Source organism: Bacillus sp. BB51/4 (assembly GCF_008368845.1).
GTDB lineage: Bacteria > Bacillota > Bacilli > Bacillales > Bacillaceae_G > Bacillus_A > Bacillus_A wiedmannii.
On the sequence record NZ_QOSC01000012.1, the window covers coordinates 369,174 to 383,485 of the forward strand.

Genomic DNA, 14,312 nt, shown 5'->3' on the forward strand with positions numbered 1-14,312 from the left:
AATTTCGATTTATTAATATATTCTATATTTACTATTATCCTTCCTTCTTCAACAAATTTAGTAGCATGAATCTAGTACAATGCCGAACTCATCCCCTAAAAACTATCTAATGTAACGATTTTTCTTACAGAAATATAGCACACCAAACATTAGCACAAAACCAGTCACGTAAAAACTTGTTGTTCCGCTGCCACCAGTATTAGGAATTACCCAATTATTCTTCACATTTTTCACTGTTAGTTTTTGTGTCCTTACCGCTTCTGTAATTTCTATTTCTATTGGATCTCTAAGTAACATATATCCGTTTGGCGCTTTTATTTCTTTAACCGTATACTTTCCAATTACTAACTGGTTGGAAATCACCTTTCCTTTTTCATCCGTTGTTAATCTAGTAACTTCTTTACCTTCTTTATCTAATACTTGAAATACAGCGCCTTTTAGTTTTAAATTAATATCCTTATCATCAACTTTCTCAATTTCAAATTGCCCAGTCGTATTTGGTAATTTCCTATTCTCTATTTTAATTTCTACTACTGTATCTTTTTCTATTTTTACAACTATTTTATCTTTTAATAATTCATAACCTTGAGGTGCTTCTACCTCCACTAGAGTATAGTTACCTATTGGCAATTCTTTTGATATCGCTTCTCCTTGTCCATCTGTTATTAACTCACCAACTACTTTTTTATTTGAATCTTCAATATGAAACTTTGCCCCTGCTAGCTTTTTATTTTTATCGCTCGTATCTACTTTTATTAACTTCATTTTCCCCATTGGATCTGGTAATTTCTTATTTCCTATTTTAATTTCTACTACTGTATCTTTTTCTATTTTTACAGCTATTTTATCTTTTAATAATTCATAACCTTTAGGCGCTTCTACTTCCACTAGAGTATAGTTACCTAGTGGCAATTCTTTTGATATTGCTTCTCCTTCTTCATTTGTTACTAGATCTCCAACTACTTTTCCTTTTGAATCTTCAATTTTAAACTTTGCTCCTACTAACTTTATATTTTTATCTCCAGTATCTACTTTCACTAGCTTCATTTTCCCCATTGGATCTGGTAATTTCTTATTTCCTATTTTAATTTCTACTACTGTATCTTTTTCTACTTTTATAGCTATTTTATCTTTTAATAATTCATAACCTTTAGGCGCTTCTGTTTCCACTAGAGTATAGTTACCTATTGGTAATTCTTTTGATATCGCTTCTCCTTTTTCATCTGTTACAAACTCACTAACTACTTTTTTATTTGAATCTTCAATATGAAACTTTGCTCCAAGCAACTTTTTATTATCATTATTACTATCTACTTTTTTTATCTTTACTTTTCCTGTACTAGGTTTGTTCCATAGTTGCCAGTTAAATTTGAAATTGTGAAATTCAAATCCACCAGTTTGTTGTACTGCACCGACAAATGCTTGTCCATTAATCGAACCGCCTTTTGTTTCTAATACAGCATTTGGAGCAAACACACTCCCAACGACACCATATCCCTCTGTTGTGATCTTTTTTGCATTAGGAAAAACCCAAATCACCTTCCCGTATAACTCAGTGAACGGTGATTTAGGAGAATAGGGTTGTGATGTAGGAATGATATCCGTAGCCCTTCCAATATTGTTCGTGTCATATAGAATGGACCCATTTTTAAATGTAACCTCTATTGCATCCGAATACATAACAATAAAATCTTTATCCTTAGCATTGGGTAAAAATACATCTCTTATATCTAAATTGATTTTCCCTACCAATTCTGATGAAACATAAATATTAGGATTGTTTATATCTTTTCCAATACCATAACTCATATTTGAAATTGGGGTATCCGTTTTATATTGACCTGCATTTTTACTGACTTGGTTGGCTATGTTGCGAAATTCATTAAATTTCGCATCAATTTCTAGTTTTTCTTTATAAACGATACGATCATAATAAGATTGTATGATACGATCTGGATCACTCTCTTTTGTCATTACGACTATTCCGTTTTGAATAATAAAAGATTCCTCTCTTGATTTTTTAAATTTTCCAGACAATAACAAGGATGGATATCCCTCATCACTCCATTTTTCACCTACTATATTAGATGTTCCTGCTGCTGCACCTACAATCGTATAACCTGATGCATCCATATCACCTTGAACTGCGATTGCTCCTTCAATGTCGCCACCTACTGCTATATGGTTACCAAAGACAACAGCATTATAACGCGATATATCCCCTAGACCTTCTAAGTTAGTCCTGGATCCATATGCTTCTTTTGGTGCATAGACGACAAAACTTACACATAACATTAACAAAACCATAAAATGAATACTTACCAACTTTAATTGTAACCTCAATTCCTTTGTTCCCACCTTTACCGTATTTTTTCTACAGTCGAATAAAGTGAAACTTCTTTCAGTGAGGATTTACTTCATCCTCTATATACCTTCTTTGCTTATCTCTGGATTTTCGGTCCCACTGCCCATTAATACAGGATAAATAAATTCATTCTATCGAGTTAATTTTTTCTTATAAATTGCGACTAGTAACACACATAATAATAGGATTAAGACTACTACGGTCCACTTATTAAACATAAATATCTCTTTACGCATTTTTTGTTTTTCTTTCTCGTTAAACTCCACACGCTCACCTCGAACCAGTAATCTATTTGTGTTTACTCCATAAGGCGTACATGTAATTAATGTTATATAATCTTTATTTTCCACAATTTTTAAATCGTCCGTTTCGTGTGGTAAAACTACTTTAATTTGATCTACTTTATAAGCAAGAACTTTGTCTAAAGAGTGAATATAAAAACGGTCTCCTTCACTCAACTTATCTAAATCTGTAAATAATTTTGCTGATGGTAAACCACGATGCCCTGTTAAAATAGTGTGCGTATTTTCTCCACCTACCGGGAGCGAAGAATAATCTAAATGACCTACCCCACGACTCAATACTTCCTCAGAGGTCCCTTGATAGATTGGTAGTTTTATATTAATTTTCGATATTTCAATATAACCCATTACATCACCTAAATTTAACGCATCGGCATACGCTTGATGATTACTTTTTTCTTCAGAAAATGGATCTGCAAATGTTTTCATGGAAGTTTGAACTTGTTTATTATATTCGGCTGCTTCTTTTTCTCTTCGCTCGATTTCTTGCTTGTGTAGTGCTTTGATCTTCTTATCGTAAGAGCTAACCTCAGAATAATGTGCACGAGTCGCCAACCAATTACTAATAGTAGGATATAAAAAAATACCTAAACCAAATAAAAAAATACCTCCTAAAACAAGATTTCGTTTCATATTTCCACCTCTGTATATACTAAAATATCGAAAAGAGGGAAGCATTTTACTTCTCCCCTTTTCACATCACATGGTTACATGTTCCTAAAACCTTAATTATTAGCAACCTTTTTTCTAAAGAAAACAAATGCCGCTGTAACCATTAACACAAGACCTATTACAGTAAAAAGAGTCGTTCCTATACCACCCGTAACTGGAAGCATCCATCCACTTTTATTATTTTCTATCGTTAATCTAACCGTTTGATTATTTTCGCTAATTTTTACATCAATGGGGTCTTTTAATAATTGATAAGAAGCTGTTTTACCATCTTCTTTTGTATATGTTGGTGCTTTCGTTTCGAAAATTTGATAGTCTCCATACGGAATGTTAGTCCATTTAATAACACCATTTTCACCTGATACACCAGTGACTTCTTTACCTGCCACAACAACTATTTTCCCATTTTTATCTTTAAGTACAAACTCTGCACCTTTTAATTTCTTATTATCAGCACCATCAACTTTTGTTAACTCGATAATTCCAGTTGTCGGAACAACAACTACAGGTTTAGATTCCTTTTCTCCAAATACATCATTTTTATTTATAAAATCAATTTTTGCTGTATTTAAAATTTCCGAACCAGATAGTACGCCTTCTTTTACTTGTGATTTAATTTGTAAATGAAATTCTTTTTTACCATCTAACTTTGTGAAATCTTTTACTGTGGCTGTTACTTTTTGGCCTTCTACAGCTACCTCTATAATGCTTGCATTTACTTCCGCTCCATCAATTTTCACAACTGGTTTTCCTTGAATCATTAAACGATTGTCTAAAGTATCTGTTACTACATATTTTTTGTATTCTTTAATGTCTTCTGGAATTAATGTTTTGATATCATAATTGTAATTAGTTAACGGATTAATTGGTAACGCTTCCAAATCCCCGTTAATCTTTTTATCAATATTTGGTTCTTCATAGTTTTGCACTTCTACTTTAACTACTGTACCAGAAGTAATTGTTCCATCTTCGTTGATAGTTCCGGAGGTCTTTATAAAAAACTCGTGTTTAGTCGGATCTAGTACATACCCTTTCGGCGCTTTTGTCTCTTGGAAATAGTATTCCCCATACCCTAATCCTTGCACGCGAATATGCCCATTACCATCTGTTGCTAACTCTTTTTTCACTTCTGTACCATCTTTTTTAAATAAAGAGAATACTGCACCTGCTAATGCTTTTTCATTTGCACCAGTCTTTACTAAATCAACTGCACCACGTTTAATCTCATTTTTCGGATACATATGAACATCATAGTTTAGCACCTTACCCTCTTTATTCGTTAAAGGAATATCCACTGTATACGTATTTGGATTTAGGTTAACATGCGGAGGTCCTGCCACTTCTTTCACTTCATAACGTCCTAGCCGCAGTTCTTTTAATACAGCTTGTCCGTTATCATCTGTTACTACTTGAGTTGGAGTTGCTCCTATTACAGGCTTCACATCTTCTTTCACGATTTTCCCATCGTTTGAAATTTTTTCAAACGACGCAACCCTTTTCACTTCAAACGTTACACCTTTTAACGGTTTCGCATTTGTTGGTACCTCTTGATTTGCAGAGCCATCACCTTCTAGCCCCGGTGCGCCATCTTTTTCTTGTTCATATTTATGAATCGTTAAAGTACCTTTGGATGGTGAAGCTGCCTTTACTAATACACTAGACCATGTAGAAAATGTTAAGAAAAATACTAAAAGCACACTAAATATTTTTTTCATTTCTCTTATCCCCTTTACAACTTCTATCATTTTAAAAATCCCTTTATTACTATTACCCTCTTAAAAGCAATAGTGTGCCAAGTACCAGATTTAAACGAGTAACCTAAAACATAGTCGTCCAACAATCCATTGTTTACAAACACTTATTCACTCTACTTATTTTCTATTATTACGTTGTTTCTCCGTATGATATATGTAGTTTTCTCCTGAATTACACTTATATCTCTACTTCAAAAATCGTTACACATTTACTTCTATCGCTAATTTTCATTAATTACTTCACTTCAATTCATTAATCTCTCCCCTCCTATCCCTATTTAAAATCCAATCTTAATCATTTTTGATACATATAAGCAATGAACAACGAATAAGTGTGACAATTCATATTTTACGTTACACCCTAAAACTATTACCTGTATATTCAAATAATATGTGCTGTTCATGTTAAATTATGGTATTATTCTTAGAAGTTTATAATTTTTATAGATAAAGTTTTTCCGTTTCTACATATGAAAGAAAGGAATATATAAACATTCAACTAATACGCACAACTGTAAGGAGGAATAATATGACTAAAAAGCTCAGTCTAGTTGAGATAGAGTACGTTTGTAATATGTTTTTCCGATATTTTGAAATTCCAGTTTGTTTTTTAGATTGTAACAAAAATATTCTTTTAGAATTTACATCAAAAGATGATTCACATTCGTTTTATAAATCAAAAATAGAACAGTTACATGTGCTTTTTCAAAAAAATGATTCATATAATTCGCCTATCTTCAGAACTCACCAATATTTAGGGCACTTCATTTTAATTCACATAAAGAGCCATTATATGGTGAACGGTACTGTTATTATTGGGCCCTTGACACATGTAAATTTTTCTACAAGTAAAACGGATAGTAACCTTAATTTTATTTCGAATTATAAAAGAACAAGAGACCATTATTTTTCATTGTCAGTCAAAGATCAAAATTTCTTTGTAAATATAGCAATATTGTTCTATAACATTCTCTATAAAAAAAATTCAGATGTAAGTACCTTTTCAAATAACAGTGACTCATTTCATGTAAGTCATAGCAGTATCTTAAACGAGGATGTATATATTTCAATGCAAAAAAACAAATCCATCTGTCATAATTTGTATATAGAGAACCAACTACTTGGAGCTATAGAAAACGGGGATAAAGAAAGCGTACTCAAATATTATTATGAATTCCAACAAGAGACTCTTTCATCCTTATCTTCATTCCATCAATTAAGACGTCATAAAAACATTTGTATTTCATCCATCACACTTGCTACTAGATATGCGATAAAAGGAGGACTTCCTTCCGGGATTGCTTACAAGATTTATGATCTATACATCCAAAAGACAGAGGATTTAAAAGACGCAGAATCTGTTTGGGATTTATTAAGGAATGTTTTCTATACTTTTGCAGACCGTGTAAAAGCACAAAAAGTACAGAAACACTCAAAGACTATCGCTATTTGCAAAAACTATATTTTTGAAAATATTTACAATCAAATATCTGTTAAACAACTTGCTAAATTTGCAAACGTAAATTCGGATTATTTATCTATATTATTCAAAAAAGAAGTCGGTATTTCATTAATTGAGTACATTCAACGTGAACGAATTGAAGAAGCAAAAAAATTATTAACTTTCACAACCTATCCCTTATCAGACATATGTGCTTCACTCAACTTTAGTGATCAAAGCTATTTTACTAAAATTTTTAAAAAATTCACTAACGAAACACCTGGTAAATATCGAAAATCTCATGTTGTCATATAGAGTTAAACTTTCATTAAAACAAAGTGTTTCTAGTAACTTATCAATGGCAGATTAGAATTACTTCCACACCCATGACCTTTTGAATTTAGGCTATTTTTAAAGCAAAAAAACACGTTACTATTCTTTTATTTGAATGAGAATAGTAACGTGCTTTATATGTAATGTAGGTCTGTAGGCAAAATAGCGTCCAAGCACAAATTTTTATAGAAGCAAAATACACTACTTAAATACTAAAATCTTATTAAGTAAAAAATTCATCTAATAATTATTGTGTGAGAAATAATCCCTACTATTATTTTTATATCTTTCTAAATTTGCGAGCCAAAGTGAGTACTGTACCTGCAATAACCATCCATATGCCCATTGTTGCACTGTTAGTTGTACTGGCACCCGTGTTGGGAAGCTCTTTATATGTAGATTCTTTTTTATCAGAATTAATGCTGTTCGGGATATTACCGTTATTAGTAATACCTTTAGCTTTGCTAGTGTCTTTATCCTTCACTAATACTTTTTGTATTGCATGTACCTCATTACCTACAGAATCTGTTACTGTGTACGTTAATACGTAAGTACCTGCTTTAGAGGTATTCATTTCACCATTAAGTTTTACTTTAGAAGTAAGATCACCGTCTTCTTTATCGATAGCTAATACTTTTTCCAATGGATCGAATGAATCTCCTACGTGAATTGTCGCTCCAACAGGCACTGTTAATGTAGGCTTTAAATCTAATAATACCCTTTTTATCTACATGAGCAGTCAATTGGTGTCCGTATACTTCTTTACCTTCATATATTTGTTGCATACGCACAAGTGTATTCCCATCATAAGAACCACGTTTTTGAATAACTTCGTAGTCTACCCCTTCGTCTCCACTAACTTGTTTTGGTGACAAAGCATGCTCCGTCTTTTCCTTAAGCGCATCTTTCACTACGTTCTCAGGCATCTTTTGTCATGGTTGTGTAAGTTCACCTGAACGGAACGAATCCCCTTGAATTTCAACTTGCATTTGACTCTTTTCCTCTGCATAACCTACTCCATATGGTGTCACAGTTGTTAAGGCCAATCCTGTTGTTAAAGCAACTATAGCTATTTCTTTTTTATTATTCATGTTATTTTCCTCGTATAATTTCTTAAAATATGAAACTGCTTAAATGTATTCCTATCAAAAATAAAAAGTACATCACATTACGCAAAACTGTATTATAAAAAGATGACTTCTGTCATCAACAAAAGTCACCTCTTCAATATGTCATATCCCTAATATGTTTTTAATGCATACTTTCTATATGAAAAAGAAAAAGTATTCTTTAACGAGCGTTTTGCAATACTTTTATTAGGTCATTTATATTTTCAACTTTTTGCTGAAATTGATCAAATCTGCTATGTAGCAATGATGGATTCTTGTCTTCAGTTGAAATAACTTTTTTTAATTCCTCTTCTAATTTATCATATGTATCAAAGAAATTATCAAATTCTACACTTACAAGTTCTTCATTTTCACGATAAAATCTTTTTGATTCTATATATGTCATATATGATTTATTTAAAAATCCTAATGAAATTAAATATTTAGAAGTGTTTTCTTGATAAATAGCAATATCACATGCTATTTTAATATCAGAATAAGTTTTTTGAACGAAACAATGCAATTCAAAAATCTTAAACTTTAATCCATTATTCATTTCATCCCCTCCCATCCTATCTATTCTACATAAAAAAAGAATATTATACAAAGTAAAATATCAATATAGTACAAAAATAAAAAGCGAAAGAATAATCCCTTCCGCTTTTTATAGCAAAACATACATTTCAAATTGTGCTAAAGAATTCTTTTCAAATCCAGTTTTCTTTAAAAATCCTTCTAGTAAATTGTTATTTGGAAATCCAATTGATAAACTTGATACATGTAAGCTTTCTTTTGCTACTTGTAATAATTTTGATCCAATACCACGATTTCTATAGTCTTTGTCTACGAAAAGAAAACTAATTTTACCTTGTTCATTCACACATATAGCACTCTTTAAATCATTATCGACATATGCGCCGTAAAATTTATTATTTGTTTTTTCGATATAATCCATATCATTTTGCCAATTTATATGGAAGTGTAACCATTTCTGAACTTCAAGTTTAAAAGATGGAAAATCTAATTGTTTTACTTCAATTCCCTTACAATCTTTATTAATTATTTTAGTCATATCTTTTAAATTATAATAAGATAGATCGTACACTTTTTCATAGCCTAATTTCGTATAAAAATGAATCGCTCGGTCATTGCCTACAATGACTTCAAGAAAAAGTTGCTTACACTCATTTTGAAGCGCCTCTTCTTTATGCAGTTCAAATAACTGTGGACTCACACCAATACCACGGTAATTAGGATGCACTGCTAATGTTCCACAGCGCATTGTTTTTATGTTTTCATAATCCTTTATCCCGCCAAGTATTACACCAACAGATTTGGCATCGTCTAAAGCAAGAAAGGAATGTTTTAGTGAATTCCCTTCTGGTCCAAAAAATCTTTTTATAAAATCTTCTTTTGAAACTTCCATTTTAATAATGTAATCTGAAAATCCATCTTTAAATGCTTCATATACTAAATCTATACTTACTTCACTGCATCTTTTGTATTGAATCATATAAAATTATCCTCCACTTACTCGTGTTAAACTTAACGTCCAAATACATGAAATGTACTAGTTCCACTCTACCCATTATTCTTTAATTATTAACTCTGCCACTTAATTTGAAATGAACGGACACTTTCCTACATATCTCTCACTGTTAATTTGTTTTATAACAAACGGTGCAATATCCCCATTTTGTATTTTGATTCCTGGCATATCTACTAAACTCTCTTTTATATTTCCAATGCCCTCCCCTTTCATAACAAATGGTAATCTAACAATTGTCCAATCTACTTCACTACTTTGGATAATTTGTAATTCTTTATATTTATCTTGCATCATTTTTGATAAAAAAACTTTAAATAAGGTAGCCCCTATTTTATTTACAATTCCCTTTTGATCTCCTGTAACATTTAAAGAACCTCCGGAAATTACAATATATCTTTTTATTTCAAACTCCTTCATTGCTTCTAGAATATGATTCGTTACTGCGCTAAAAATATAAGATTCATTTTTCGGTTGACCTACCGCATTAATTACAGCTCGACAACCTTTAAGTAATTCCCGTATTGAAGCAAAATCACGTGCATCTCCATTAATAATCTCTAAATTTCCATTTGTTATTTTGATATTATTAGAATTTCTTGTTAATATTTTTACTTGATATCCCTTTTCTAACGCTTCGTTTACAAGGAATTTCCCGGCTTTTCCGTTTGCACCTAGAATAGCTATTTTATTTGTACTTTCCAATATTAACCCCTCTTACTATCTATTCTTTACTACATTAATCTCATGTACACGTAAAAAAGCAATTAAATGCTCGCACGCTCGTTCACACGCTAACATTTTAAAGATTTTTTGTTCCTCTTTCGTTTTATCATTTGCTTGATCTGATGCAGCTTTTAAACTGAGAAAAGGTTTGTTATTGATTTGACACACATAAGCAAAAGCTGCCACTTCTTGATCAACCGCTAATGCTCCATATACAGTATGGAGTAAATATCTCATTTCCGAATTACGAATACGTTGATCTCCAGATAAAAATGTACCATAATGAATCGGATCATAAGATCGTATCTTTTTTATTCTTCTTACAAGTGACTTTGTTGTTTCAATAGGTGCTGTCCTACCATTATATAAATTAAAAATATCTTCCCCTGAACCAGCAGCAGTAACGTCGTGTTGTATTGCATTAAGGGCTACTACAATATGTCCATTTTTCACCTTATTTGATAGACTTCCGCATATTCCTGTCATAAACAACTCATCTGGCTGAAACTCACTAATTAATAATTGCACACAACTAGCACAACTTACTTTCCCAACTCCAGTTATTACGGAGATAACTTCCATATTATTAATATAGTGAAAATGAAATTCCCAAGCTGCTCGTTTTTCAATACGTTCACTTGGATAATATTGATGCAAATACGTAAGTTCTGGTTCCCATGCGGATACGATTGCAATACGTTTCATTACACGCTTCACTTCCCCTATTGTTATCATGTAAATACTTTATCTATACTTTCTCGTTCATAATCTGGAATCCACTCTTTATATTTCTCATATAAATTTCGTATTGTTTCTTTATTCTTCGCAATTACTTCACATCCTCTATCATCGTAAATAAACATGATAATATCTTTCGTTACATTTATGAGAAATACATCTGGATAAGAAATCTCTTCCTTACGTCCAAAACGAGGATTAAGACCTGGAAAATCTTCATGATTCGCAGCTTGAATAAGTGGTTTATACTTTATATCGCTAGCAAAACATTTTAATGAAAATTGATATGTACAATATAAATCAGCTTCTTCATCTTCAAATAGAAAAGGTACTGTTTTTTGTTTTATTTGGAACTTTAAATCCCTCTTTTTAATAAATTTATTATATACATTTATTTTCTGTGAATTTTTCATATTTTCCTTTTTAAATCGATAAACATTTGTTACTAAAAACACTTCATCTTCTTTTGAAAATATATCTTCAAATAAGTATTTATTATATGTATAAATTTGAGAGAAGTATTCCATATTTACATCGTCGGTTCCTTCTACATTTTGATATTTCCCTTTCCCAAAGTTAAAATGCAGATGATTTTTCCACTGAAAGTATATATGTGGTACTAATGTAACCCCAGGGAATGTTTCATTCATATATTCTTTTAATTGCATTCTTAATTCCTTTCTACTCTACAATTTCTTTTAACTGCCAATATGCTTCTTCTAGCCATGGATGTATAACTTTCAACGTGTCTTTTCTATCCCACAAATATGAAATATATGCAAAAGCAGCATGTTCTAAAGATTTTTCTAATTCTTTTTTTACTTCTACTAAATATGGTGGTGCTCCATTTTGATCCCATTCTATTTTATCAGCAACAAATAACACTAAATCCATTTTCGTTGCATGTTTACGTAGTGTAGTATGGCAGCAAATAACATTTAAGATTTCTTCATCATCCACTTTAAATATTTCTTTTGCAATTACTCTCGATAACTTTTGATGAATAATCATTGGAAATTCTCGTTCTTCTTGTAATATCTCTATTCCAAATTGTTCAGCAACTGCAACCCGATCTTCATTTGGAAAGATTGCACTAATATCATGTAAATATCCTGCAATCGCTGACTTTTCTTCATTTACATGATACGTACTCGCAATTTTACGGGCTTCTTTTGCCACCCGAATTGAATGTTTATAAGTAAGTTCTTTATTGTATTTTAATAGAAACGATTTTATATCATTTTCAATTTTTCCAGTTGGAGTAAATGAATATATATCCATATATAACATCTCAAGTCACCTTTCTTCCTAATATTCAATATAACGCTGTATTTAAATATCCTTTTTATTTGTATTCGTTATGAATGTTTTAATCCCTTTTTTATACGTTACATGAAATTTTATGGCGAATCATTGCTACAAAATACATAAATGTTTGATATTATAGTAATGTTAATGATTTGTTAGGAAAGGAACTACATAATGAATAAAAACATATTAATTATTGATGATGATAAAGATATTGTTGAGTTACTTGCTGTTTATTTGCGAAATGAAGGCTATAACATTTATAAAGCATATGATGGAGATGAGGCATTGCAAATGATTTCTACATATGAAGTTGATCTTATGATTTTGGATATTATGATGCCAAAGCGAAATGGATTAGAAGTTTGCCAGGAAGTTCGTGAGAATAATACTGTACCTATTCTTATGCTGAGTGCAAAAGCAGAAGATATGGATAAAATATTAGGTCTTATGACAGGTGCAGATGATTATATGATTAAGCCATTCAATCCATTAGAATTAGTAGCTAGAGTGAAAGCTTTGTTACGAAGATCATCTTTCCAAAATGCCACTTCCTCCAAAAATGAAGATGGTATTATTCGTATTCGTTCTGCTGAAATACACAAACATAATCATACTGTTAAAGTAAATGGAGAATATATTAAACTTACATCTATTGAATTTGATATTTTATATTTACTTGCGAGTAATACCGGAAGAGTATTTAGTTCCGAAGAAATTTTTGAACGCGTTTGGAATGAAGATGGTTATGGTTCAAATAAAACTGTAATGGTTCACATTAGTAATTTACGAGATAAACTTGAAACAGGAATGAATGGAGAGAAGTTTATTCATACTGTTTGGGGAGTAGGCTATAAAATTGAGAAATGAAGCATTTGATATATTAAAAGATATCCCAAAATGGAAGTTAATTTTTTGGTTCATGTTAGCTATCACACTTACTCCTATTACTGAATTAATTATATATCGCCTCGTTACAAGTGTAATTGAAAGTTCACTTACGTTAAGCGAGCTTGGAAAAGAATTCATTCGAATTTTTGGATATGAAAAATATAAAGGAATAAAGGAATCTCTATGGATGATGATTGTATCTTATTTGTTTTTATTTTCTATTTTCTCATCCTACCTATACATTTTTTATCGTCATGAAAGAAAGATTTATTATGAAACTTGTATTAAAAAAATGATAGAAGAGATTCGTTATATTGCAAATGGAAACTTCAATCATAAAGTCTCTATCGTAAACCATAATTATCTGGAAGAGTTAGCAAGCGGGGTTAATCACATTGTTGAACAATTGAAAGTTTCGATTGATGAAGAAAGACAGGCGGAACAAGCAAAAAGTGAACTTATTACAAATGTATCGCATGATTTACGTACTCCTCTTACCTCTATAGTTGGATACGTAAATTTAATCCACCATGATAATTATAGAGATGAAGTGGAATTACGCCATTATATACAAGTCATTTACGATAAAGTAACCCGTCTTAACGCATTAATGAATGATTTGTTTGAATATACACGTGTTCAAAATAAAGAGTTAAGTTTATATTCTGTTCCCATTGATATTGTAGAGCTACTGGGGCAATTAACTGTTCAATTCCGCATACAAGTTCAAGAAGCTAATATAGAATGTCGACCTTCTTTCCCATCTCAAAAACTCATGGTATTAGCTGATGGAGACAAATTAGTACGAGTGTTTGAAAATCTTATTATAAATGCTATCGCTTATGGAAACGATGGTGGATATATCGACCTTGCTGCCTATGAAAGCAATAATATGATTAATATAGATATAACAAATTACGGCCAACCTATTCCTAGTACGGATTTACCTCATATTTTTGAACGTTTTTATCGCGTTGAAAAATCTCGCTCTACGAACACTGGTGGATCTGGACTCGGATTGGCAATTGCAAAAAGTATTGTGGAATTGCATAAAGGAACAATTGAAGTATATAGTGATGATAAAAAAACAACTTTCACTGTAAAACTACAACCATATAAATGTTAAT

12 protein-coding genes and 2 pseudogenes are annotated in these 14,312 nt (G+C 31.3%); 3 read left to right on the plus strand and 11 right to left on the minus strand.

Features of this window, described 5'->3' with window-relative positions:
• Positions 1 to 102 precede the first annotated feature (102 nt).
• From DN392_RS16635 to DN392_RS16645, 3 genes are all read right to left on the minus strand, one after another.
• Positions 103 to 2,343, minus strand: coding sequence for an MSCRAMM family protein (locus tag DN392_RS16635; RefSeq protein ID WP_088321607.1), 2,241 nt, complete (start codon positions 2,341 to 2,343; stop codon positions 103 to 105).
• A gap of 153 nt (positions 2,344 to 2,496) precedes the next feature.
• A complete protein-coding gene (locus DN392_RS16640; protein ID WP_080496991.1) occupies positions 2,497 to 3,300 on the minus strand; it encodes a class C sortase in 804 nt (267 codons plus the stop codon).
• A gap of 92 nt (positions 3,301 to 3,392) precedes the next feature.
• Positions 3,393 to 5,054: a SpaA isopeptide-forming pilin-related protein gene (locus DN392_RS16645; protein ID WP_081257693.1), complete on the minus strand. Its 1,662-nt coding sequence runs from the start codon at positions 5,052 to 5,054 to the stop codon at positions 3,393 to 3,395.
• A gap of 568 nt (positions 5,055 to 5,622) precedes the next feature.
• Here DN392_RS16645 and DN392_RS16650 point away from each other — a divergent pair.
• Complete coding sequence (locus DN392_RS16650; RefSeq protein ID WP_000162861.1) at positions 5,623 to 6,849, plus strand: AraC family transcriptional regulator; 1,227 nt, start codon at positions 5,623 to 5,625, stop codon at positions 6,847 to 6,849.
• Positions 6,850 to 7,147: 298 nt separating this feature from the next.
• Here the strand turns inward: DN392_RS16650 and DN392_RS31225 are convergent.
• The 8 genes and pseudogenes from DN392_RS31225 to yqeK all read right to left on the minus strand — a co-directional run.
• Positions 7,148 to 7,567: pseudogene (locus DN392_RS31225) on the minus strand (immunoglobulin-like domain-containing protein); the annotation flags it as partial.
• A 7-nt stretch (positions 7,568 to 7,574) separates the two neighbouring features.
• Positions 7,575 to 7,958: pseudogene (locus DN392_RS31230) on the minus strand (M4 family metallopeptidase); the annotation flags it as partial.
• A 199-nt stretch (positions 7,959 to 8,157) separates the two neighbouring features.
• Positions 8,158 to 8,532, minus strand: a complete 375-nt coding sequence (locus DN392_RS16665; protein ID WP_001059013.1) for a hypothetical protein — start codon at positions 8,530 to 8,532, stop codon at positions 8,158 to 8,160.
• Between the two features lie 108 nt (positions 8,533 to 8,640).
• Positions 8,641 to 9,489 (minus strand): GNAT family N-acetyltransferase, encoded by an 849-nt coding sequence (locus DN392_RS16670; protein WP_000617081.1) that lies wholly within the window; start codon positions 9,487 to 9,489, stop codon positions 8,641 to 8,643.
• A gap of 102 nt (positions 9,490 to 9,591) precedes the next feature.
• Complete coding sequence (locus DN392_RS16675) at positions 9,592 to 10,227, minus strand: SDR family oxidoreductase (RefSeq protein WP_000446314.1); 636 nt, start codon at positions 10,225 to 10,227, stop codon at positions 9,592 to 9,594.
• Between the two features lie 15 nt (positions 10,228 to 10,242).
• The gene (gene mtnN, locus DN392_RS16680; protein WP_074650815.1) at positions 10,243 to 10,980 is read right to left on the minus strand and encodes a 5'-methylthioadenosine/S-adenosylhomocysteine nucleosidase; all 738 of its coding nucleotides are present in this window, start codon (positions 10,978 to 10,980) and stop codon (positions 10,243 to 10,245) included.
• Positions 10,980 to 11,654: a DUF3885 domain-containing protein gene (locus tag DN392_RS16685; protein ID WP_048566375.1), complete on the minus strand. Its 675-nt coding sequence runs from the start codon at positions 11,652 to 11,654 to the stop codon at positions 10,980 to 10,982. Before DN392_RS16685 ends, mtnN begins: the two co-directional genes overlap by 1 nt.
• Before the next feature lie 13 nt (positions 11,655 to 11,667).
• Positions 11,668 to 12,276 (minus strand): bis(5'-nucleosyl)-tetraphosphatase (symmetrical) YqeK, encoded by a 609-nt coding sequence (gene yqeK, locus DN392_RS16690; RefSeq protein WP_048566376.1) that lies wholly within the window; start codon positions 12,274 to 12,276, stop codon positions 11,668 to 11,670.
• Between the two features lie 192 nt (positions 12,277 to 12,468).
• Here yqeK and DN392_RS16695 point away from each other — a divergent pair, with 192 nt between their 5' ends.
• Complete coding sequence (locus tag DN392_RS16695) at positions 12,469 to 13,164, plus strand: response regulator transcription factor (protein WP_001038798.1); 696 nt, start codon at positions 12,469 to 12,471, stop codon at positions 13,162 to 13,164.
• Positions 13,154 to 14,311 (plus strand): sensor histidine kinase, encoded by a 1,158-nt coding sequence (locus tag DN392_RS16700; protein ID WP_001243286.1) that lies wholly within the window; start codon positions 13,154 to 13,156, stop codon positions 14,309 to 14,311. The genes DN392_RS16695 and DN392_RS16700 overlap by 11 nt, the downstream gene beginning before the upstream one ends.
• Position 14,312: the final 1 nt, after the last annotated feature.

Excerpts from the sequence above, each read along its gene's own strand:
- DN392_RS16650 (WP_000162861.1), top strand. The coding sequence starts at position 5,623 with ATGACTAAAAAGCTCAGTCTAGTTGAGATAGAGTACGTTTGTAATATG.
- DN392_RS16645 (WP_081257693.1), bottom strand. The coding sequence starts at position 5,054 with ATGAAAAAAATATTTAGTGTGCTTTTAGTATTTTTCTTAACATTTTCT.
- DN392_RS16670 (WP_000617081.1), bottom strand. The coding sequence starts at position 9,489 with ATGATTCAATACAAAAGATGCAGTGAAGTAAGTATAGATTTAGTATAT.
- DN392_RS16685 (WP_048566375.1), bottom strand. The coding sequence starts at position 11,654 with ATGCAATTAAAAGAATATATGAATGAAACATTCCCTGGGGTTACATTA.
- yqeK (WP_048566376.1), bottom strand. The coding sequence starts at position 12,276 with ATGTTATATATGGATATATATTCATTTACTCCAACTGGAAAAATTGAA.
- DN392_RS16665 (WP_001059013.1), bottom strand. The coding sequence starts at position 8,532 with ATGAATAATGGATTAAAGTTTAAGATTTTTGAATTGCATTGTTTCGTT.
- DN392_RS16640 (WP_080496991.1), bottom strand. The coding sequence starts at position 3,300 with ATGAAACGAAATCTTGTTTTAGGAGGTATTTTTTTATTTGGTTTAGGT.
- DN392_RS16695 (WP_001038798.1), top strand. The coding sequence starts at position 12,469 with ATGAATAAAAACATATTAATTATTGATGATGATAAAGATATTGTTGAG.